General features: G+C 72.8%; 16 protein-coding genes. 10 read left to right on the top strand and 6 right to left on the bottom strand.

What is annotated here, in order from left to right:
* From AB0F58_RS25455 to AB0F58_RS25445, 3 genes are all read right to left on the bottom strand, one after another.
* Positions 1–1,091 (bottom strand): VCBS repeat domain-containing M23 family metallopeptidase (locus AB0F58_RS25455; protein ID WP_357147732.1); only part of this gene is annotated, 1,091 nt, incomplete at its 3' end.
* A 186-nt stretch (positions 1,092–1,277) separates the two neighbouring features.
* Entirely contained in the window at positions 1,278–2,273 is a 996-nt protein-coding gene (locus AB0F58_RS25450; protein WP_357147729.1) for an alpha/beta hydrolase-fold protein, read from the bottom strand.
* 74 nt (positions 2,274–2,347) lie between these two features.
* Positions 2,348–3,793 carry a VCBS repeat-containing protein gene (locus tag AB0F58_RS25445; RefSeq protein ID WP_357147726.1) on the bottom strand — a complete coding sequence of 482 codons (1,446 nt, stop codon included), beginning with the start codon at positions 3,791–3,793 and terminating at the stop codon, positions 2,348–2,350.
* A gap of 212 nt (positions 3,794–4,005) precedes the next feature.
* On the opposite strand from AB0F58_RS25445, the gene AB0F58_RS25440 reads away from it, so the two are divergent.
* From AB0F58_RS25440 to AB0F58_RS25410, 7 genes are all read left to right on the top strand, one after another.
* The gene (locus tag AB0F58_RS25440; RefSeq protein ID WP_357147723.1) at positions 4,006–7,293 is read left to right on the top strand and encodes a DUF2961 domain-containing protein; all 3,288 of its coding nucleotides are present in this window, start codon (positions 4,006–4,008) and stop codon (positions 7,291–7,293) included.
* Positions 7,293–9,416 (top strand): family 43 glycosylhydrolase, encoded by a 2,124-nt coding sequence (locus AB0F58_RS25435; protein WP_357147720.1) that lies wholly within the window; start codon positions 7,293–7,295, stop codon positions 9,414–9,416. The genes AB0F58_RS25440 and AB0F58_RS25435 overlap by 1 nt, the downstream gene beginning before the upstream one ends.
* Before the next feature lie 125 nt (positions 9,417–9,541).
* Complete coding sequence (locus tag AB0F58_RS25430) at positions 9,542–11,104, top strand: sugar ABC transporter ATP-binding protein (RefSeq protein ID WP_357147717.1); 1,563 nt, start codon at positions 9,542–9,544, stop codon at positions 11,102–11,104.
* Positions 11,101–12,189: an ABC transporter permease gene (locus AB0F58_RS25425; protein ID WP_357147715.1), complete on the top strand. Its 1,089-nt coding sequence runs from the start codon at positions 11,101–11,103 to the stop codon at positions 12,187–12,189. Before AB0F58_RS25430 ends, AB0F58_RS25425 begins: the two co-directional genes overlap by 4 nt.
* 26 nt (positions 12,190–12,215) lie before the next feature.
* Positions 12,216–13,217 carry a substrate-binding domain-containing protein gene (locus AB0F58_RS25420; RefSeq protein ID WP_357147712.1) on the top strand — a complete coding sequence of 334 codons (1,002 nt, stop codon included), beginning with the start codon at positions 12,216–12,218 and terminating at the stop codon, positions 13,215–13,217.
* A gap of 62 nt (positions 13,218–13,279) precedes the next feature.
* On the top strand, positions 13,280–14,809 hold the full coding sequence (locus AB0F58_RS25415; RefSeq protein WP_357147709.1) for an FGGY family carbohydrate kinase: 1,530 nt from the start codon (positions 13,280–13,282) through the stop codon (positions 14,807–14,809).
* On the top strand, positions 14,806–16,440 hold the full coding sequence (locus AB0F58_RS25410; protein WP_357147707.1) for a fucose isomerase: 1,635 nt from the start codon (positions 14,806–14,808) through the stop codon (positions 16,438–16,440). Before AB0F58_RS25415 ends, AB0F58_RS25410 begins: the two co-directional genes overlap by 4 nt.
* Here AB0F58_RS25410 and AB0F58_RS25405 read toward each other — a convergent pair.
* Positions 16,376–17,509, bottom strand: coding sequence for a LacI family DNA-binding transcriptional regulator (locus AB0F58_RS25405; RefSeq protein WP_357147704.1), 1,134 nt, complete (start codon positions 17,507–17,509; stop codon positions 16,376–16,378). The two genes, AB0F58_RS25410 and AB0F58_RS25405, sit on opposite strands and share 65 nt — an antisense overlap.
* Before the next feature lie 107 nt (positions 17,510–17,616).
* Positions 17,617–18,327, bottom strand: coding sequence for a DUF3159 domain-containing protein (locus AB0F58_RS25400; protein WP_357147702.1), 711 nt, complete (start codon positions 18,325–18,327; stop codon positions 17,617–17,619).
* A gap of 236 nt (positions 18,328–18,563) precedes the next feature.
* Between AB0F58_RS25400 and AB0F58_RS25395 the strand changes: the two genes are divergently transcribed.
* Positions 18,564–19,445: a phosphatase PAP2 family protein gene (locus AB0F58_RS25395; RefSeq protein ID WP_357147699.1), complete on the top strand. Its 882-nt coding sequence runs from the start codon at positions 18,564–18,566 to the stop codon at positions 19,443–19,445.
* Positions 19,446–19,582: 137 nt separating this feature from the next.
* On the opposite strand, the gene AB0F58_RS25390 is transcribed toward AB0F58_RS25395, so the two are convergent.
* Positions 19,583–20,035, bottom strand: a complete 453-nt coding sequence (locus AB0F58_RS25390; RefSeq protein WP_357147696.1) for a YbhB/YbcL family Raf kinase inhibitor-like protein — start codon at positions 20,033–20,035, stop codon at positions 19,583–19,585.
* Positions 20,036–20,109: 74 nt separating this feature from the next.
* Between AB0F58_RS25390 and AB0F58_RS25385 the strand changes: the two genes are divergently transcribed.
* Positions 20,110–20,781, top strand: a complete 672-nt coding sequence (locus tag AB0F58_RS25385; RefSeq protein ID WP_357147694.1) for a maleylpyruvate isomerase N-terminal domain-containing protein — start codon at positions 20,110–20,112, stop codon at positions 20,779–20,781.
* Between the two features lie 67 nt (positions 20,782–20,848).
* Positions 20,849–21,844, top strand: a complete 996-nt coding sequence (locus AB0F58_RS25380; RefSeq protein WP_357147746.1) for an LLM class F420-dependent oxidoreductase — start codon at positions 20,849–20,851, stop codon at positions 21,842–21,844.
* Position 21,845: the final 1 nt, after the last annotated feature.

Below are 21,845 nucleotides of genomic sequence, written 5' to 3'. Positions count from 1 at the left end.
AAGGTGATGATGTCGTCTTTGCCGTCGCCGTTGACGTCGCCGAGGGCGGGGTGTTCGCCGGTGATGGAGAAGTAGTCGTGCCATTTGACGGCGGTGCCGGTGAAGCTGGTGCCGGTGGAGAGGGCGACGTAGACGTCGGCGTTGGTGTCGTGGGTGAAGGTGATGATGTCGTCGCGGCCGTCGCCGTTGACGTCGCCGACGGCGGCTACTTCGGCGTGGGGGGCGAACCAGTCGTGCCATTTTTGGCTGGTGGTGAAGGTGGTGCCGGTGGAGAGGGCGACGTAGACGTCGGCGAGGGTGCCGTGGGTGAAGGTGATGATGTCGTCTTTGTTGTCGCCGTTGAAGTCTCCGGTGAGGAGGGTTTCGCCGTTGAGGCCGAAGAAGTCGTTCCATTTGACGGAGGTGCCGGTGAAGGTGGTGCCGGTGGAGGTGGAGACGTAGACGTCGTTGAGGGTGCCCTTGGTGAAGGTGACGATGTCGTCGCGGCCGTCGCCGGTGAAGTCCGTCGGCGACCCGGCCAGATACCGGTCGTTCGACGGTGACGGGCCGCAGTTGTCGCTGACCAGGTACTTCTGGTGGTACTGACCGGGGTAGGGCGCCAACGACATGCCGTTGATGACGATCGTCTGCCCGGCTCCGTTGTAGAGCTGCTCGTAGTGGATGTGCGCGCCGGAGGAGTTGCCGGTGCTGCCCGTGGTGCCGATCTGCTGTCCCTGCTGCACGTACGCCCCGTCGGGCACGGAGTAGGCGGTGAGGTGGAAGTAGTAGGTCGTCCACCCGCCGCCGTGGTCGATGACGATGTAGTTGCCGGCACCGCTGGGCTGGGAGTACCGCCGGGCGACACCGGCGGCGGAGGCGAGCTGCGGCGTACCTCCGGTGGTGCCGTCGGCCCGGACGAAGTCCAGGGCCAGGCGGACCTCGGCGCTGTGGTGGCCGTAGGTCCACCGCTGGCCGCACGGGAACGGTGCCTTGAAGTTCGGCGCGGCGAGCGCGGGGGACGGTGTCGCCATCGCCCCGATCAGGACGCCCGCCGCCAGGGTGAGCAGGGAGGCCAGGACGCGACGCACCCTGCTTCTCGAAAGCCGTGACATGGGTGACTCCGGTGAGGGGAAGACTCGACTGGGTGGGTGGCGCGTCGTGGGCCCCGAGCGGGGCTCGTCACGCGCGGGTGCGGAGCAGCCGCCTGGCCGGAGGGCTGTCCGACCAGCCGGCGGTGGCCCGGTACCGACGACGACGCGCCGCCGGTCGTGCGGTGGCGGCGCGTCGTCGGTCGGAGGTCAGCCGGCGCGGCGCAGGCGTCCGAGCATCCCGTTGAGGTCCTGGACGAACATGTCGTGCCGGAAGAAGTGGCCACCGGGACGTTCGTGCCACTCGTGCGGGATCCCGGCGCGGCCGAGGGCACCCCGGAACTCCCGCTGACCGGCCAGCACCTGCGTCTCGTTGACGGTGTCGAACCAGTTGACCGGGTCGGGCGAGGTGCCGGCGACCAGGAAGATCCGCTTGTTGCGGTAGCTCTCGATCCGCTGCATCGGGTTGTCCGCGGTCACCCGCGCCTCGTCCCACAGCGGCGCGCCGTACACGGTGCCCCCGCCGAGTTCCACGGCGGCCGAGGAGAGGTTGGCCCAGTGCACGACGAGGCCGAAGTCGCGCCGCAGGCTGGCCGGGCCGGAGTGGGAACTCACCGAGCAGAAGTGCCCGTAGTACTTCGCGGTGTACTTCAGCGCGCCGAACCCGCCCATCGAGAAGCCGGCCACCGCCCGGCCGTTGTACTCCGGGAAGGTCCGGAAGTTCGCCTCGATCCAGGGCAGGAGCTGGGCCATGTGGAAGGTTTCCCAGTTGCGGGGCCCGGTGTTGCTGTGCACCGGGTTGCAGTACCAGCCGGTCGCGGCGTCCGGCATGACGACGATGATCTCCCTGCCGGCGGTCAGGTTGATGATGTTGTCGTGCATGTGGAACTGCCGGAAGTCGGCGGCTCCGCCGTGCAGCAGGTACAGCACCGGGTACCGCTTGCCGCTGGTGTGGTAGCCGTCCGGCAGCAGGACGTTGACGGCCGGGTCCCACTGGATCGCGTCGGTGGCGAACCGGTAGTACTGCAACCGGCCACCGTTCTCGTTCCGGTCGACGATGCGCAGACCGTGGCCGTCGCGGGCGGCGGATGCGGGCAGCGGCCCGGCGAGGGCGCCGGCGATCGTGCCGGCGGCGGCGACTCCCGCGGCGCCGGTCAGGAGTCGCCGACGGCTCAGCGGCCGGCGGGCGGCGGGGATGTTGTCCATGGATCCTCCATCGGGTAGGGCCGCGCCGCAGTCAGGTGACCTGCGACGCGGCGCTCGCTGTTCAGGGGACGGGGTCAGAGGGTGGTTTCGCCGTTGAGGCCGAAGTAGTCGTGCCATTTGGTGCCGGGTTGGAAGGTGGTGCCGGTGGAGAGTCCGACGTAGACGTCGTTGGTGGTGTTTTTGGTGAAGACGATGATGTCGTCTTTGTTGTCGCCGTTGACGTCGGCGAGGTAGGGGAATTCGCCGGTGAGGCAGAAGTGGTCGTTCCATTTGATGGTGGTGCCGGTGAAGGTGGTGCCGGTGGAGGTGGCGGCGTAGACGTCGGCGTTGGTGTTGCAGGTGAAGGTGATGATGTCGTCTTTGCCGTCGCCGTTGATGTCGCCGATGCGGGGTTGTTCGGTGCCGATGGCGAAGAGGTCGTGCCATTTTTGGGGTGGGCCGAAGGTGGTGCCGGTGGAGAGGGCGATGATGACGTCGGCGTTGGTGCCTTGGGTGAAGGTGATGATGTCGTCTTTGCCGTCGCCGTTGACGTCGCCGAGGGCGGGGTGTTCGCCGGTGATGGAGAAGTAGTCGTGCCATTTGACGGCGGTACCGGCGAACGACGACCCGGTGGAGAGCGCCACGTACACGTCGCCGGCCGCGTTGTGCGTGAAGGCGACGATGTCGTCGCGGCCGTCGCCGTTGACGTCCCCGACCGCGCCGAGCTCCGCGCCGGGGGCGAACCAGTCGTGCCACTTCTGGCCGCCGGTGAAGCCGGTGCCGGTCGACAGCGCCACGTACACGTCGCCGGTGTTGCTGTGCGCGAAGGTGACGATGTCGTCCTTGCCGTCGCCGTTGACGTCCCCGGTCGAGGCCGTCTCGCCGCCGATGGAGAAGAAGTCGTTCCACTTGACCGAGGTGCCGGCGAAGGTGGTGCCGGTGGAGGTGGAGACGTAGACGTCGGCTAGGGAGTTCTGGGTGAAGGTGATGATGTCGTCGCGCCCGTCGCCGCTGACGTCGGTGGCGGACCCGCCGGTCATCGCATGGGTACGCGCCGCCTCGTCGAGCAGGGTCCGTGCCTTGGCCGCCACCTGGTCGTAGCGGTCGGGGAAGCCGGAGCGCTGCACGCACTGGGCGACCTGACCGGCGGTGTAGTGGGGGTTGTTCCGGTCGCAGACGATCGCGCGGGTGACGTACTGGGTGCTGGCGTAGACCGGGTCCATGATCTGCTCCGGCGTGCCCCAGCCGTAGTCCCACCGCTGCTGGAACACCCCGAGCGAGGACTTGTCGCCGCACGGCAGGTTGTTCATGTGTGACTCGACCCAGCCCGCCTCGAACGCGGAGAGCATGACCTTGTCGTTGACGTTGTGGGCGCGGGCGACCCGGTAGACGATCACGGTGACCGCGGGGTCGTGGTTGGCGGGGATGGAGGAACAGGCCAGCGTGCCGACCGGAGCGTCGGCGTGGGCCGGCGCGGCGACCACGACCGACGCCAGTGTGGTGCAGATGCCGACCAGCAGGGCGAGGGGGGTACGTCTCACGATGCTCCTCGGGAGGGGTGCCAGCGGGAGGCGGCGAGAAATCGATTGCCGAGGAGTATCGCCAGGACCCTGACGGCTGTCAATGCACCCTGAAGAACTCCTTCAGCAACTGGGCGGCGGCCGTCAAGTATTGACATACCGCGATGTTGCCAGTTAACTGCCGAGCAATCGATTTCTCGCGGTTGCCGACGGTCATCCTGGAGGGGACACCCATGAAGGCTCACGTCCGCCGCTGGCTGGCGCTCGCCGCGGCGCTGGCGACCATGATCCCCCCGACGTCAGCGCACGCCGCGCCGTCCACGCCGGACCGGGGCGGAGCCGAGCCGCCCGCCGCGCCGCTCGCCGCCACCGACGACAAGGGCCCGGTGGGCTGGGACGTCTACCGCCGGCTCGACCGACTGCCCGAACTGGCGGCCGGCAGCCGTACCCGGCAGTTCTCCAGCTTCGCCCGGGACGGCTCCAACGACGACGGCTTCGTCGGCACGTACTCCTGCCTGCGCCAGTCCGGCGGCTGTGTCATCGCGGAGGACCACGGGGCCGGCGAGGTGCAGTCGATCTGGTTCACCCGGGACGAGGGGAACGTCAGCGCCACCGGCTGGATCCGGATCGAACTCGACGGGGTCACGGTGGTCGACACCAACCTCCAGCGCCTGGTCGACGGCGCCCTCGGCAGCCCCTTCGTGTGGCCCCTGGTGACCAACGCCGAACAGACCTCGGGCGGGGTGACCGTCAAGGTGCCCATGCCCTACCGCAGCTCGATGCGGATCACCACCCAGCACAACCCGCTCTTCCACCACGTCACCTACCGCAGCTTCGCCGACGCGGTCGGGGTGTCCACCTTCGACCCCGCCGACCCCGCCGTCGACGTGGTGGACAGGTTGCGCGCCGCCGGCCAGCGCGATCCGAAGCCCGCGCAGCCCGGCGCCACCACCACGACCGCCCGGGTCGACGTCCCGGCGGGCGGACAGTCCACGATCGCCACGCTCACCGGCCCGGCCGCGGTCACCGCGCTGCGGCTGCGGCTGCCCGACGCGGTGGCCACCCCGGCGACGCTGTCGGGCCTGCGGCTCCGGATCGCCTTCGACGGCCGGCGCACGGTCGACAGCCCGATCGGCGAGTTCTTCGGCGCCGGGCTGGGCGAACGGTCCGTCCGCTCCCTGATGTTCGCCATGGACGCCACCCCGGGGGGTTGGTACAGCGCCTGGTGGCCGATGCCGTTCCGGTCCACCGCCACGGTGTCGGTCACCAACACCACCGGCACCCCGGTCACCGGCGTGCAGGCCGAGGTGACCAGCGCGCCGGGCACCGCGTGGACCGGGGCGCTCGCCCCCGACGGCAGCGCCGGCTACTTCACCACCCAGTCCCGCCGGGCGGAGACGGTGGGCGGCCAGGACTGGATCGTCGCCGACCAGGCCGGCCGGGGACGGTTCGTCGGCGTGTCGCAGACCGCCCGGGGCCACATCATCGGCGGCAACACCCGTAACTACCTGGAGGGCGACGAGCGCATCCACGTCGACGGCTCGCCCACGCCGCAGATCTACGGCACCGGCACCGAAGACTTCTACGAGTCCGGGTGGTACTTCAACCGGGGCGAGTACAGCGGCGTCTTCACCGGCAACACCGCCCACCTGTTCCGGTCCGGGGGCTGCGTCGACGAGTGCGACGCGGTCTACCGGCTGATGATCGGCGACGCGGTGCCCTACGCCTCGGCGCTGCGGTTCGGCATCGAGCACGGCCCGGCCAACGACATGCCGGCGGACTACGCCTCGACCGCGTTCCTCTACACCCAGCCGACCGTCGCGCTGCGCCGCACCGACACGCTGGTCACCGGCGACGCGGCCAGCCGCGCCGGGCACGCCTACACCGACGCCGGAACCCAGTACGCGCTGACCACCCCGTACGAGGGTGACGACGACAACGTCCCGGTCACCGGCCAGGTGCGGGCCGGCAGCGGCGCCGTCACCTTCCGGCTCGCGGTCGAGCCGGCCAACCAGGGCGTACGGCTGCGCCGGCACGGCGACCAGGCCAACAGCTACCAGCAGGTCGCCGTATCGGTCGACGGCTCGCCGGCGGGCGTCTGGCGGCAACCGCTGGGCAACGGCGCGCAGCGCTGGTTGGACGACGAGTTCGTCCTTCCGGCCGGGCTGACCGCCGGCCGCTCGACGGTCACCGTCACGCTGGCCCCGGTGGCCGGGGCCCCGGTCTGGACGGCGGCGCGCTACGAGGCCGACAGCATGGTCGCCCCGTTCGTCGACGCGACCGCGCCGGGTGCGGTCGCCGGTCTCACCCTGGCCGGCGGGCGGGTGCACGCCATCGGGCTGTCCTGGTCGGCGTCGACGGACAACGTGGGCGTCGCGGGCTACCGGGTCTACGCCTCGGGCAGCGCGGGGGTCGCGACCAGCCCGGCCAACCTGGTCGGTACGACCCGGACGACCACCTTCCGGCACGGCCCGTTGCCGGCGGGACAGACCCGTTACTACCGGGTCGTCGCGGTCGACGGGGCCGGCAACAGCTCCGCGCCCTCGGCGGAGGTGTCGGCGACCACCCGCACCCGCAACACCAGCGACGCCAACGGCGACCGCCGCGACGACGCCGTGTCGTTCAGCCGGGGCACCACCGCCGACGTGACCACCGCCCTGTCGGACGGGGCCCGCTTCGTCCCCGACGGGCGGACCTGGAACGACTTCTTCGCCGTCGGCGAGGAGGTCCCGTTCACCGGTGACGTCGACGGCGACGGCCGGGCCGACGTCATCACCTTTACCCGGGGCGACAGCGCCGACGTCTACGTGGGACTGTCCACCGGCACGAGCTACGCGGCCGGGGTCAAGTGGCACGACTTCTTCGCCACCGGCACCGAGACACCCGCGGTGGGCGACGTGAACGGCGACGGGCGGACGGACATCATCACCTTCACCCGGGGCGGCACCGGTGACGTGTACGTGGCGCTCTCCACCGGCAGCGGATTCGGTCCCGGCGTCAAGTGGCACGACCACTTCGCGATCGGCGACGAGCTGCCGGCGGTCGGCGACGCCGACGGCGACGGGCGCGACGACATCGTGACGTTCACCCGGGGCACCACGGGCGACGTCTTCGTCTCCCTCTCCGACGGGACCCGGTTCGTCGAGGACGGCTGGAAGTGGCACGACTCGCTCGTGCTCGGCGACCAGCTGCCGGCCCTGGGCGACGTGGACGGCGACGGGCGCGACGACGTCGTGTCGTTCACCCGGGGCACCACGGGCGACGTGCTCGTGGCGCTCTCCGACGGCACGCGGTTCCGTCCGCAGGCGGTCCGGTGGCACGACTGGTTCGCGGTCGGCGACGAGGTTCCCGGTGTCGGCGACGTCAACGGCGACGGAAGGGCGGACGTGGTGACGTACACCCGGGGCACCGCCGCGGACGTGTTCGTGGCGCTCTCCACCGGCAGCGGTTTCGGAGCCGGTGTCCGCTGGCACGACCGGTTCGCGCCCGGCACCGAGCTGCCCCGGCCGGGGGTGTCGTGATGCGCGCACTCCGGAGGCTCGCGGTGCTCCTGCTCGGTGCCGCCCTGGTGACCGTCCCGGCCGGACCGGCAGCCGCCGAGGACGTGGTCCGGGCGGAGGCGGAGGCGCTGACGGTGACCTCGTCCACCGCCCCGGTCGAGGCGCAGGCCAACTGCTGCGGGGTGAGCTGGTCGGCCGGCCGTCAGCTCTGGCTGCGGGCCGTCCGGGCGGGGGACTCGGTGACCGTGTCGCTGCCGCCGGTGCCGGCCGGGCAGTACGACATCGGCGGGGTGCTGACCCGGGCCGCCGACTACGGCACGCTGCGCTTCGCCGTCGACGGCGTGGCCGTCGGCCAGCTCTTCGACGGCTACGCCCCCACCGTGCGGCGGGTCGAGGCGGTGCCGCTGGGCTCGGCCTCGCTCACCGCCGGCACCCACCGGCTGACGGTGACGGTGACCGGGCGGTCCGCGTCGTCCTCCGGTTTCCTCGCCGGCCTGGACACGATCACCCTGCGGCGCGTCGGGCCGCCGGCGTCGGTGATCACCACGGCGTACGAGACGGTGGGGGAGACGCCGGCACGGGGTCCGCTGACCCGGGTCTACGACCCGAGCGTGGGGGAACCGGTGGCCTGGTACTACAACGACCACACGATCGTGCGCGACGAGCGCACCGGACTGTGGCACGTCTTCGCCATCACCCACGCGGAGCCGGGCGCGCCGCAGGACGAGAAGAGTTTCGGCCACGCGACCGCGCCCACGCCCACCGGGCCGTGGACGAAACAGCGCCCGGCGCTGGTGGCCGACCCGGCGGCCGGCGAGCAGTGGATCTGGGCGCCGCACGTCGTGCACGACCGGGGCGTCTACTACATGTTCTACGCGGCCGGGAGCCCCGACTACGCGAACTACCGGATGCACCTGGCCACCTCGACCGACCTGTTCACCTGGACCCGGAGCCCGGCGAACCCGCTGTTCACCGACGGCTGGGAGGGCCGCGACCCGATGGTGACCCGGGTCGGTGACCGGTGGGTCATGTACTACACGGCGACCGCGAACCCGCAGGGCGGCAACCACGTGGTCGCCTACCGCACCAGCACCGACCTGCGGAGCTGGAGCGGGCGGGGCATCGCGTACGCGTCGCCGCACACCGGGCGGGCGGCCGGGCAGACGGAGTCGCCGTTCGTGGTGCGGCGGGGGGACTGGTGGTATCTCTTCGTCTGCTGCGACGGCACCGACTACGGCGCGGCGTACCGGCGCACCGCGGTCTACCGCAGCCGGGATCCGCTGCGGTTCGAGGGCGCGGAGAAGGTGGCCGTGCTCGACGCGCACGCCGCCGAGGTGGTGACCGACGGCGGGAACTGGTACCTCAGTCATGCCGGTTGGGGCCAGGGCGGGCTGTGGCTCGCGCCGTTGACCTGGTCAACCGGGGTCGTCGCCCGGGGGTACCGGGTGAGCACCGGGTTCCTGCGCGCCGACGTACGGACCTGGCCGCACACGAGGATCGCCGCCCTGGAGGTCGATCCGGCCGGTGCCGGGGTGTACCGATCGGCCCTGGACTCGTCGCACCGGGGGACCGGCCCCTACCTGGCGGTCGGCCGGTTCGACGTCACCGACCGGGCGGGGCCGCCGGCCCGGGTGGACGTCTCCGCCGACGGTTCCCGGATCAACCTGGTCGGCATCCGGATGGGTGACGAGCCGGTCACCGCCGACTGGCTGCTCACGGTGGCCCCCCGGTGGTCCGGCCCGGCGTTGCAGAGCGACGTCACCTGGTCGGTGACCGGCCCGACGACGGCACCGGTGTGGGAGGTGGCGTTCAACGTCGACGGTGCCCTGCCGGCGGTGGGTGATCCCGCCGTCGCGGCCCGGCCCACCGGCGACGTGCCGGGGATGCCGACCTGGTCGATGACCTCCGGTACGGACCTGTCCGTGGTCGCGGCGCACCGCTGGGCCTCGGCCTGGCGCGGTGACAACACCTGGTACGACGCCGGTCACGCGATGGCGGCCTGGCAGCCGCTCTGGCGCAACGGCGGGACGACGTGGTCACCGGGGCTGTATCCGGGTGGGACGTGGCGGTTCGCCGCCAGCGGGGTGGGGCGGGACACCGCCTTCGCCGAGACCGTCCACGCGGCCGTCAACGCCGTGCCGTGACCGGTCGCGCCGGTGCGGGGCGGGCGGCGGCCCGGCTGCCCGCCCCGCACCGGCGACCTTGACAATATATCGACACATGTCTAATTTTGCCAGAAATCGATTCCTGATCTCCTGGGGAGGTCCGCGTGCGCGACCAGGTGATCGTCGCCATGTCCGGCATCGCGAAGCGCTTCGGCGGCGTGCACGCCCTGCGGGGCGTGGACCTCTCCCTGCGGGCCGGCGAGGTGCACGCCCTGCTGGGGGAGAACGGGGCCGGCAAGTCCACCCTGATCAACATCTTGTCCGGCGTGGTGACCGAGTACGACGGGGAGATCTCGGTCGGCGGGCGGCCCGTCCGGTTCGCCGGCCCGGCCGCCGCCCAGGCCGCCGGCATCGCCACCATCCACCAGGAACTCGACCTGGTGCCGGCGCTCTCGGTGGCCGAGAACCTCGTGCTCGGCCGGGAACCGCGCACCCGGCTCCGGACGCTGGACCGGCGGGCGATGATCCGGAGCGCCCGCGACTGGCTCGCCCCGCTCGGCGCCGACCTCGACCCACGGCGGCCGGTCGGCTCGCTGCGCGTCGGCGAGCAGCAGCTCGTCGAGATCGCCAAGGCGCTCTCCCTCGACGCCCGGGTGCTCATCATGGACGAACCGACCGCCGCGCTCGCCGACGCCGAGGTGCGGCGACTGATGTCCACCATCGAGGCGCTGCGCGGGCGCGGCGTGGCCGTCGTCTACATCTCCCACCGGCTCGAGGAGATCGAACACATCGCGGACCGGGCCACCGTCCTGCGCAACGGCGAGGTGGCCGGCACGCTGCGCCCCGACCCCGCCGACCGGCAACGCATCATCACGCTGATGGTCGGCCGCCCGGCGGAGGCGCTGTTCCACGCGGGACGCGACGTCGGCGTGCCGGCGGAACCGGACGGGCCCGCCGTGCTGGAGGCGGAGGACCTCGTGGTCCGACCCCGGGTCACCCGGCCCGGTCGCTGCGAGCCCGCCGGGGTCAGCCTGACCGTCCGGGCCGGGGAGATCGTCGGCCTGGCCGGTCTGATGGGCTCGGGCCGCACCGAACTGCTGGAGACCCTGTACGGCGCGGGCCCGTCCGGACGGCGCAGCGGGGTGCTCCGACTGGCCGGTCGCCCGTACGCCCCGCGCGGTCCCCGGTCCGCGCTGCGCGCCGGTGTCGGCTTCGTTCCCGAGGACCGTCGCCGCTCCGCCCTCGTCCTCGAGCACCCGGTCGGCCGGAGCATCGTGCTGGCCGCCCTGCGCCGGTTCACCACCGCCGGGGTCGTCCGCACCCGCCGCGAACGGGACGCCGTCCGCGAGCAGGTGGCCGCCCTGGCGATCAGGACACCGTCGACCACCGCACCGGTCGGCGCGCTCTCCGGGGGCAACCAGCAGAAGGTGGTCTTCGCCCGGCACATCCTCACCGGTCCCCGCCTGCTGCTGCTCGACGAACCGACCCGGGGCGTCGACGTCGGCGCCAAGGCGGAGATCTACCGGCTGCTGCGCCGGCTCGCCGACGACGGGATGGGCATCCTGCTCGCGTCGTCGGAGCTGCCCGAGCTGACCGGGGTCTGCGACCGGATCGTGGTCCTGCGTCGGGGCCGGACCGTCGCGGACCTGGCCGCCGACGGGTGCACCGGCGAGGACATCCTGACTGCCGCGATGGGCGGCGCGTACGTCGGAAGGGACGACCGATGACCCACCTCCGCGAGTCCGGGAAGAGCCCCGGGACACCGATCGGGCCGGCCGGCGCGGCGGGCGTCGACACCGGCGGCGGTCGGCGGTGGCGCCGACCGGACGGCCGGGGTGGACTCGTCGAGCGGATCTTCGCCGTGCAGAGCCTCTTCGCGTTGCTGATCGTGTTCGTGCTGGCCATCGCGGTCTCACCCCGTCGTGACGGCGAGATCCTGTTCCTGTCGACGGAGAACCTCGGCAACATCGTCCGCGCGGTGTCCGAGATCGGGATCATCGCGGTCGGCATGACGTTCGTCGTCCTGCTCGGCGGCATCGACCTCTCCGTCGGTGCCATCCTCGGCCTCTCCGCCGTCGGCACCGCGACGCTGATGGTCGACTCCGGGCTGGGCATCCTGCCCGCGGTCACCGTGGTCCTGTTGATCGGTGCGCTCTTCGGTGCCCTCCAGGGCTACGCGACGGCCCGGCTCGGCATCCAGTCGTTCATCGTCACCCTGGCGGGACTCCAGGTCGCGCGCGGCCTCGCCCGGATCTGGTCGGGTGGACTCGGCATCCCGATCGCCTACGGCGACGGTCCCCAGGAAGCGCCCCCGGCGTTCGAGATCCTCAACGGCACCATCAACGGGGTGGTGCCCGTCCCGGCGGTGCTGTTCGTCGTCATCGGGGTGGCCGCCATCGTCGTGCTGCGCACCACCGCGTTCGCCCGCCACGTCTATGCCATCGGCGGCAACGAGAAGGCCGCCCGGCTCTCGGGGGTGCCGGTGCTGCGGGTCAAGGTCGCGGTGTTCGCCATCGCCGGCCTGCTCGCCGCGGTGGCCGGCATCATCCACGCGGGCCAGCTCAACCAGGGCAGCCCCAACGACGGCGCCGGCTACGAACTGGACGCCATCGCCGCGGTGGTGATCGGCGGCACCAGCCTGGCCGGGGGCACCGGCTCGATGGGCGGCACGCTCGCCGGGGCGCTGCTGCTCGGCATCCTCAACAACATCCTCGCCCTCAACAACATCGACGCCAACGTGCAGCTACTGATCAAGGGACTGGTGATCGTGGCCGCCGCCGGGCTGCAGAAGCTTCGCCGCAGCATCGTCTGAACCGCCACCGAACAAGGAGCGTCATCATGCGCACCCGTACCGTTCTCCTCGCCCTGCTCTGCACCGGCGCGCTCACCACCTCCACCGCGTGCAGTGTGGAGAAGCCGTCCGACGGCGCGGACGCCGCCGCCGACAGGTGCGGCACCGGCAAGGACTTCCTGATCGGCATGTCGCAGGCCAACAACGCCGAGCCGTACCGGCAGGTGATGAACAACGACGTGCAGACGGCGGCGAAGTCCGTCCCCGGCTTCTCGGTGGTGGTCTCCGACGCGGCACAGGACAACAGCAAGCAGGTCGCCGACGTGGAGAACTTCCTCACCCAGCGGATCGACCTGCTGATCATCTCGCCGAACGAGGCCAAGCCGCTGACCGCCGCGGTGCAGAAGGTGTACGACCGGGGCATCCCGGTCATCGTGCTGGACCGCAAGGTCGAGGGGGAGGCGTACACGGCCTTCGTCGGCGGCGACAACGTCGCGATCGGCCGGGCCGCCGGCGAGTACTACGCCAAGACGCTGCTGCCCGACGGTGGCAAGGTCATCGAGATCACCGGGCTGCCCGGCTCCACGCCCGCCGCCGAGCGCGCCCAGGGCTTCCGGGAGGGCATCGCCGGTAACCCGAAGATCGAGGTCGTCGCCTCCCAGCCCGGGGACTGGCTGCGGGAGAAGGGGCAGTCGGTGGCCGACGCGCTGCTCAAGACGCACCCGGACGCCGCCGCCGTCTACGCCCACAACGACCCGATGGCCGAGGGCGCGTACCTCGCGGCGAAGGCGGCCGGGCTGCACACCAGGGTGAAGTTCACCGGGATCGACGCGTTGCCGGTGCCGTCGGGCGGCATCAAGGCCGTCGAGCAGGGCCGGCTCGCCGCGACCTTCCAGTACGCCACCGGTGGCCGGGAGGCTGTCGACCTGGCCCGCCGGCTCCTGGTCGACTGCGCCAAGGACGTCCCGCGCGTCACCACGCTCGCCACGATGCAGATCACCAGGGAGAACGCCGCCGAGACGTACGCCCGGCTGGGTGGCGTCGGCTGAGACGTCGAGCGCGCGGCCCTGCCGGCCGCGCTCGCGGGAAGTGTGGATCGGGGGAGGCTGGCATGACCGTGGCGGCGGTGGTCGGGGTCGACATCGGCACGTCCAGTAGCAAGGGCGTCCTCGTCGACCGGTCCGGGCGCGTGCTGCGTTCGGCCGTCCGGGAGCACCGGGTGGACCGGCCGCGACCCGGCTGGGTGGAGATGGACGGTCGGGTCTGGTGGGACGAGTTCGTCGCGCTCACCCGGGAGCTGCTCGCGCCCGGTGACGTCCACGTGGTCTCGGTCGGGGTCAGCGGGATGGGACCGTGCGTGCTGCTCACCGACGACGGTGGCACGCCCCTGCGGCCGGCCATCCTGTACGGCGTGGACACCCGCTCCACGCCGCAGATCGCCCGGCTCACCGAGCGGTACGGCGCGGACGAGATCCTGCGCCGGTGCGGCTCGGCGCTGTCGACGCAGGCGGCGGGGGCGAAGGTCGCCTGGGTCGCCGACGCCGAGCCGGAGCTGTTCTCCCGGGCCCGGCGACTGTTCATGCCGAGCTCCTGGCTGGTGTACCGGCTGACCGGCCGGTACCTGCTGGACCAGCACTCGGCCAGCCAGTGCACCCCGCTGTACGACAGCGCGGCCCAGGGCTGGTACCGGCCGTGGGCCGACGAGATCGCCCCGGAACTGGACCTGCCCGACCTGCGGTGGCCCGGCGAGACGGCCGGCGGGGTCACCGCCGGGGCCGCCGCGGCGACCGGGCTGCCGCCCGGCACCCCGGTCGTGACCGGGACGATCGACGCCTGGTCGGAGGCGGTCAGCGTGGGCGCCCAGGGGGTCGGCGACCTGATGCTCATGTACGGCACGACCATGTTCCTGGTGCACACGGTGCCGGACCGGCTGACCAGCCCGTCGCTGTGGGGCACGGTCGGCGCGCTGCCGGGCACCCGCAACCTGGCCGGCGGCATGGCGACCTCCGGAGCGATCACCGGCTGGCTGCGGGACCTGTTCGACGCCGCCGACTACCCGGAACTCCTCCGGCTGGCCGAGCGCTCCGGGCCGGGCGCACGGGGACTGCTCATGCTGCCGTTCTTCGCCGGCGAGCGCACCCCCATCCTCGACCCCGACGCCCGGGGCGTCATCGCCGGCCTGACGCTCTCCCACGGGCGCGGCGACATCTACCGGGCCGCGTTGGAGGCGACCGCGCTGGGGGTGCGCCACAACATCGAGACGATCGAGGCGGCCGGCGGCGACATCCGGCGGGTCGTGGCGGTGGGGGGCGGTACCCGGGGCAGCCTCTGGACCCAGATCGTCTCGGACGTCACCGGCCGGGCGCAGCACATCCCGTCGGTCACCATCGGCGCGAGCTACGGTGCCGCGTTCCTCGCCGCCGGCCTGGTGGAGCAGGTCGACATCCACCGGTGGAACCCGATCCGGGAGGTCCGCGAGCCGCGCCCGTCCCTGGCCGCCGACTACGACGAGCTGTACCGGCTGTACCGGCAGCTGTACGTCGGCTCGCAATCCGTCGCCCACGCGTTGGCCGCCCGCCAGGCGCGCCTCCTGTCCTCCCCGCCCGCTACCGCCGAGCCAGTGAAGGAAGTCAACCCGTGAGCAACTACACCCTGCCGGTGCTGGTCGACCCGCCGGCCGCCGCCCCCCGGACGGTCTACACGGTCGCCAGCGGCGACCTGCGGCTGAGCGCGAACGTTACCGGGTGGCCGACCCAGCAGCGGCTGGAGGCCGACCTCGCCGCCGCGGTCACCGCCCTGGGCTGGAGCACCCAGCGGGCTCACCCGGTCGACCCGGTCACCGGTCACGGCTTCATCGACAGCCAGCGCGCCGGGATCGAGGTCTTCCAGCAGATCCCGGTCGACGCCCCGCTGGTCGTGGTGGAGGCGGTGTGGCAGTACAGCCACCACGTGCTGGCCGGGCTGCGCGGCCACCGTGGGCCGATCCTGCTGGTGGCGAACTGGAGCGGGGAGTTCCCCGGTCTGGTCGGGCTGTTGAACCTCGCCGGCAGTCTCACCAAGGCGGGCGTGCGCTACTCGGCGCTGTGGAGCGAGGACTTCACCGACGAGTGGGCGCGCGACGGACTGAAGGCCTGGCTGGAGACCGGCGAGGTGGTCCACGACGAGAGCCACGTGCGGGACCTGCCGCCGTTGCCGTCCGACCCCGAGGTCGACCTCGGCGTGGCGCTGGCCCGCCAGCTCCGGCGCCGACCGGCCGTCATCGGCGTCTTCGACGAGGGCTGCATGGGCATGTACAACGCGATCATCGACGACGAGCTGCTCAACCCGCTCGGCGTCTACAAGGAGCGGCTGTCGCAGAGCGCGCTGGTCGCGGAGATGGCCCGGGTCTCCGACGAGGAGGCGCACGCGGTGCGGGCATGGCTCGACGCCGCCGGGATGACCTTCCACACCGGTACCGACGAGGCGACCGAACTGACCGACGCGCAGCTGCTCAGCCAGTTCAAGATGTACGTCGCCGCGCTGCGCATCGCCGACGACTTCGGCCTGGACGCGGTCGGCATCCAGTACCAGCAGGGGCTCAAGGACACGGTGCCGGCGAGCGACCTGGCCGAGGGGCTGCTCAACGACGTGTCCCGGCCGCCGGTCACCAGCCGGGACGGGTCGCGTGAGCTGTATCCGGGTCAGGCCCTGCCGCACTTCAACGAGGTCGACGAGGGGGTCGCGGTCGACTCGCTGGTCACCAACCGGATCTGGACCGCGATGGGGATGGACCCGGCCACCACCCTGCACGACATCCGCTGGGGGGAGCAGTACGGACCGGACTTCGTCTGGGTGTTCGAGATCTCCGGCTCGGTCCCCGCCGCCCACAACGGCGGCTACCACCGGTCGTACAGCATGCGGCAGCCGCCGATGTACTTCCCGCTGGGCGGGGGCACCCTGAGCGGTGTCTCCCGGCCGGGAGAGATCGTCTGGTCGCGGATCTTCATCATGGACGGGGTGCTCCACGTCGACCTGGGCCGGGGCACCGTGGTGGAGCTGCCCGCCGCCGAGACGGAGCGTCGCCTCCGGGCGACCACTCCGCAGTGGCCGATCATGCACGCCGTCCTGCACGGCGTGGGCCGGGATCAGCTGATGGCCCGGCACCGGGCCAACCACGTCAACGTGGTCTACGCCACCGACGCCGGTGCCGCCGACCGGGCGCTGCGGGTCAAGGCCGCGATGCTCGACGCGCTCGGGGTGCGGGTGCACCTGTGCGGTGACGTCGTGTGGTGATCGCGGGGCAGCCGTCCTCGACGCCGGCCGACCGGGCCGGTGCACCCTCGACCGGCTGACCGTTCGTCGCGGGCAGGGACCGGACCGAACTCTCCCGGATCTGGAGGGCCGTCCGCAGGGTGACGGTCGAGGACGTCTTCGCCGGGTTGGTGATCCGTTCGGTGAGCAGCGACGCCGCCGCCCGACCCAGGTCGTACGTGGGCTGCGCGACGGTGCTCAGCGAGGGGCGGACCAGATGGGCCCAGGGGATGTCGTCGAACCCGACCACGCCGCACTCGGTGGGAACGACGACGTCCCGGTCGAGCAGGCACTCCACGGCGCCCACCGTCATCAGGTTGTTGGCGACGAAGACCGCGTCCGGTGGCTCGGCCGCGCTCAGCAGGGACGACATCGCCTGGTAGCCGCCGTCCTCCCGGAAGTCGGCGTACCGGACGAGGTCCTCCGGCGCGGGCCGGCCGGCGGCCCGCAGGGCCCGCTGGAATCCGCGTACCCGCTGGACGGCGGTGGAGATCCGGCGGGGCCCGGTGATGCAGGCGATCCGCCGGTAGCCGCTGTCGACCAGGTGGGCGGTGGCCATCTCGGCACCGTGGACGTTGTCCACGAGCACGGTGTCCACGGCCACTCCACGGGGCTGCCGGTCGATGGCCACGACCGGCATCCCGGCCTCGGTGAGCCGGTTGATCAGGGCCGGTCGTCCCGACGGGGAGATGATCACGCCGGCCATCCGCTCGGCCAGGGCGGCGGTCACGTAGCGGGTCTCCTTGTCGGGGTCCTCGTCCCCGTTGCACAGCACCACCGAGAAACCCGCCTCCTGCGCCACGTCCTCGATGCCGCGCACCAGGGAGGTGAAGAAGGGGTTGCCGATGTCGGAGATGATCACGGCCCAGAGGCTGGTCCGTTGCCGACGCAGGCTGCGGGCCACCGCGTTGGGCCGGTAGTCCAGGTCCAGCATCGCCTGGCGGACCCGCGCCGCCAGGTCCGGATCCACCGACGAATGCCCGTTCAACACCCGCGACACCGTCGAGGTCGACACCTGGGCCAGGCGGGCCACGTCGTAGATGGTCGTCATGCGTCGCCCCTGTCGGTGTCCCGCGCTCCTCCGGCGTCAGGCCGCGGAGCGGCCGTGGAACACCACTGCCCGTACGGCTGACACCCGAGGGTGGTCAGCCTGGGATCCTACCAAGGAATCGATTTCTCTCCGCCGGAGCGCCGCCGAGCCGTGCCCGGGGGGCCGGCCGGATCCCCGCCCGCCGGCACGACCGGATGACGCAGGCCCGGATGACCCGCCGGCAGCGAGCGGCGCACCACCACCCAGCTCACCGCCAGAACGGCGGCGACCAGCGGCCAGCTCAACGCGACCCGGGTCGCCGTCAGCGCGAGCACCTGACCGCCGAGGTACAGGGGCACGAAGACCGCCAACCGCAGCACGTACGACGCCGCCCACACCCAACTGCCCCGCCCGTACGCGCGCAGCAGAGCGGGATCCCGCCGCCACCGGGTGCGCTGCCCGAGCACCGCCCCGACCACCACTCCCAGCAGCGGCCAGCGCACCACCACGCTGACCGTCCAGACCAGCACGCTCGCCGCGTTGGCCAGCACCTGGAGCAGGAAGAAGTCGGTCGCCCGGCCGGTGCGCAGGGCGATCAGCGCGGCCACGCAGACGGCGAGCAGGCCGACCAGCACCGACCGGGGGCGGTCGCCCCGGCGCAGCCGCCAACCGGCGACGGCCGTCCCGGTCAGCACCGCCGCGCCCACCCCGCCCCAGAGCGACTCCCCACCCAGCAACCAGCCGAGACCGAAGGCCAGCGGGGGCAGGGTGGCGTCCACCGCTCCCCGCCGCCCGCCGAGCAGGTCGGCGAGGGACTCCGGCCGCTGCGGCTCGGACACGGGCGATTCGTCGGTGTGTGGCGTACCGGTCACCGTCACCTCCTGCGGTCCACCACCAACCTACGGCCTGACAGCCCTCGCAGCGGTACCGCCTCGTCGTGGTCACCTGCCGCGACCGGGCCGCCCGGCACCCCGCCGGCCCCGGCCCGGGGCGCGGTTGCGTTCGATGGGACCGCGCCGCCCCCCGACCCCGGCCCACCGCTCGGCCCGCCGGTGCGGAGCGTTACCGTGTCCGGGTGCGAGCGTCGGCAAGGGTCTGGACCGGGGTGTGGCTGGTAGTGCTGGCGCTGGCCCACGTGGCGGCGCTGGTCGCGGTGTGGCGGCTCGCTCTGCACACCCAGACCGGGCAGTGGCTGGACACCGTGGCGCTGACCGGCAACGAGATCGGACAGGACCGCATCGACGAGCCGGTGAACCGGGTGCTCGACGCGGTGTCCGTGGTGTCCCTGCTGGCCGCGACCGCGGTGATCGGGTTCATCGCGCTGCTGCGTCGCCGGATCGCCCTGGCCCTCACCGCCACCGCGCTCATCGTCGGCGCGAACGTCACCACCCAGCTGCTCAAGTACGGTCTCGCCCGGCCCGACTACGGCATCGACCCGGAGCGGGCCGGGGTCGGCAACAGTCTGCCCAGCGGGCACGCCTGCGTGGCCGCCTCGGTGGCGGTCGCGCTGGTCCTCGTCCTGCCCCGCAAGGTCCGGGTGCTCGGGGCGTTCCTCGGTGCCGGGTACGCCGCCGTGAACGGGGTCGCCACCCTCTCGGCCGGCTGGCACCGCCCCAGCGACGCGGTCGCCGCGTTCCTGGTCGTCGGCGGCTGGGCGGCCCTCGGCGGGCTGCTGCTGTTGCTCACCCAGCGGGAGGAGGCCCAGGTCGAACCGGCCGATTCGCACCGTACGGCGGCCCTGGTGCTGGGTATCGCCGGGCTGGTCGCGATCATCGTGGCGGCGATCGCGCTGGCCTGGTTGGACGGTCAGCCCACCGAGCCGGTGCGCGAACTCGGCCGGCGGCCCCTCCTGGTCGGGTACGCCGGCAGCGCGGCCGGCATCGTCGGGGCGATGGGCGTGGTGATGGCCCTGGTACTCGCCTCGGTGAACCGGCTGGTGCCCCGGGTCAAGGGCTGACCGCCGCCCCTGCCCCGCCTGCCGCGCCGACCCGGGTGGGCCGCGCCGATCCGTGGGCCGCGCCGACCCGGGTGGGCCGCGTCCGCCCGGCGCGGCCCCGGCACCCGCCCCGGTACGGGCCGGCGGCTCCACGCGGGTCAGCGGTAGAAGGTGCCGACCATCGTCCCGCTGGCGATGTCGTGGCCGGCGAGCGCGCGGTGCACGTCCGGGGCGTGCGGGGTCGCCGGCAGGTCCAGCGGCCGGTCCAGCGCGTACAGGCGGAAGAAGTACCGGTGCGCCTCCTCGCCCTGCGGCGGGTGCGGCCCGGACCAGCCCGTCCCGCCGAGGTCGTTCGGCCACTCCCGGCCGCCCGCCGGGACCGCGCCCTCGTCCGTGCCGACGGTGGCCGGGTCGATCCCGGTCACCAGCCAGTGCAGGAACGGTGTCCTCCCGGCGTCCGGGTCCTCCACCATCAGCACCAGCTCCCGCGCCGTGTCGGGAACCTCGGCCCACTGCAACGGCGGCGACAGGTTGCCCCCGTCCCGGGAGAACCGCCCCGGTAGCAGGTCGTGGTCGTTGAACGCCGTGCTGCGCAGCATGATCCCGGCCATCGCACCTCCCCTTGCCTCGTCGGCCGGCGGTTACCCGTCAGGCCCGGACCGAAACGGTGTGAGAGGGTACGCCGGTGACCCCGGTGCAGGTGGCGTTCCGCGACGAGTGCGCGCAGCTCGGGGTCGTCCTGGGCACCCTCGGCGACGCCGACCTCGACCGGCCCACCGGATGCCCGCCCTGGACCGTCCGGGAACTCCTCGCGCACGTGCGCACCGGCGTCGGCCGGCTCACCGGAATGCTCGCGGCCCCTGCCCCACCGCGCGCGGAGGTCGACGCCGCCGGCTACTTCGGGGCGGCCAAGTTCACCCCGTCGGTGGACACCGACCGGGTCACCGCCGCCCGCCGGGGGGCCGCCGCGCTGCCCGACCGGGACGCCCTGGTCACCGACTTCGACCGGGCCTGGCGGGCCACCGACGCCGCCGTCCGCGCGCAGCCTGCGGGGCGGCTGGTCCGCACCCGGCACGGCGACGCGATGACCCTGACGGAGTTCCTGGTCACCCGGGTGGTCGAGGTCGGCGTACACGGACTCGACCTGGCCGCCGCGCTGGGGCGTACGCCCTGGCTGACGCCCACGGCGGCGGAGGTCGTCGCCGGGCTGCTCACCGCTGGTCGGGAGGTTCCGCCCGAGCTGGGCTGGGATCCGCCGACCCTGGTCGGCCGACTGACCGGGCGGTCGCCGCTGACCGGCCCGGAGCGGGCCGTACTGTCGGCTGCCGGCTTCCGCAGGCTCTCCTTCGCCGGTTGACCGGCGGGGAACCTTGCCCGCGCCCGGGGGTGGGCGGGACGATCGTCCGGTGACGAATCGATGGGGTATGACGGTCCCGCTCGCCGGGGTGCCGCTGGCCGACCACGCCACCGTGTACGCGGCCCTGGACCGGGCCGGGTTCACCGACGTCTGGTCGGCCGAGGTCAACGGCACCGACGCGGTCACGCCGTTGGCGCTCGCCGCCGCCTGGCAGCCCCGGTTGCGCCTCGGCACGGCGGTGACGCCGGTGTTCACCCGGGGGCCGGGCCTGCTGGCGATGAGCGCGGCGTCGTTGGCGGAGGCCGCACCCGGACGGTTCAGCCTCGGCATCGGCGCGTCCTCGCCGGCGGTGGTGCAGGACTGGAACGCGGTGCCCTTCGCCGAGCCGTTCCGGCGTACCCGGGACATGCTGCGCTTCCTGCGGGCGGCGCTGCGCGGCGAGACGGTCGACGAGGTCTACGACACGTTCACCGTCCGCCGGTTCCGGCTGGAACGGCCGCCGGCCGTGCCGCCGCCGATCCTGCTCGCCGCCCTGCGGCCGGGGATGCTCCGACTGGCCGCCGCGGAGGCCGACGGGGTGATCCTCAACTGGCTGGCCGCCGACGACGTGCCGACCGTCGTCGCCGCCGGCGGTGAGCGGCGGCCCGGCTTCGAGGTGGCCGCCCGGATCTTCGTGTGCCCCACCGAGGACGCCGACTACGCCCGCACCCTCGGCCGGCGCCTGATCACCAGCTACCTGACCGTGCCGGCGTACGCGGAGTTCCACCGTTGGCTGGGTCGGGAGCCGGTGCTCGGCGGAATGTGGCGGGCGTGGGCGGCCGGGGACCGGCGCGGTGCCGCCGCGGCGGTCCCCGACGACCTGGTCGACGCGCTGATCCTGCACGGCTCACCGGAGGTCTGCCGGGCCGGGGTGCGCCGGTACGCCGAGGCCGGCGTGGACGTGCCGGTGCTGGCCCTGCTGCCCACCCCGGAGTTGACCGCCGGGGGTGCGCCGGCGGTGGTGGCCCTGGCCAGCCGGCTCGGCCCGCCGCCGGCGGGCGGTGCCGGTCAGGCGGGGAACTGAC

The sequence above is a fragment of the Micromonospora sp. NPDC023956 genome (assembly GCF_040639195.1).
Taxonomy (GTDB): Bacteria; Actinomycetota; Actinomycetes; order Mycobacteriales; family Micromonosporaceae; genus Micromonospora.
Note: the sequence above shows the minus strand (reverse complement) of the source record. Positions and strands in the feature narration are given on the sequence as shown.

Bases quoted from the DNA above. Each gene is read 5' to 3' on its own strand.
- AB0F58_RS25450 (WP_357147729.1), bottom strand. From the start codon at position 2,273: ATGGACAACATCCCCGCCGCCCGCCGGCCGCTGAGCCGTCGGCGACTC.
- AB0F58_RS25440 (WP_357147723.1), top strand. From the start codon at position 4,006: ATGAAGGCTCACGTCCGCCGCTGGCTGGCGCTCGCCGCGGCGCTGGCG.
- AB0F58_RS25435 (WP_357147720.1), top strand. From the start codon at position 7,293: ATGCGCGCACTCCGGAGGCTCGCGGTGCTCCTGCTCGGTGCCGCCCTG.
- AB0F58_RS25425 (WP_357147715.1), top strand. From the start codon at position 11,101: ATGACCCACCTCCGCGAGTCCGGGAAGAGCCCCGGGACACCGATCGGG.
- AB0F58_RS25420 (WP_357147712.1), top strand. From the start codon at position 12,216: ATGCGCACCCGTACCGTTCTCCTCGCCCTGCTCTGCACCGGCGCGCTC.
- AB0F58_RS25415 (WP_357147709.1), top strand. From the start codon at position 13,280: ATGACCGTGGCGGCGGTGGTCGGGGTCGACATCGGCACGTCCAGTAGC.
- AB0F58_RS25405 (WP_357147704.1), bottom strand. From the start codon at position 17,509: ATGACGACCATCTACGACGTGGCCCGCCTGGCCCAGGTGTCGACCTCG.
- AB0F58_RS25390 (WP_357147696.1), bottom strand. From the start codon at position 20,035: ATGGCCGGGATCATGCTGCGCAGCACGGCGTTCAACGACCACGACCTG.
- AB0F58_RS25380 (WP_357147746.1), top strand. From the start codon at position 20,849: ATGACGGTCCCGCTCGCCGGGGTGCCGCTGGCCGACCACGCCACCGTG.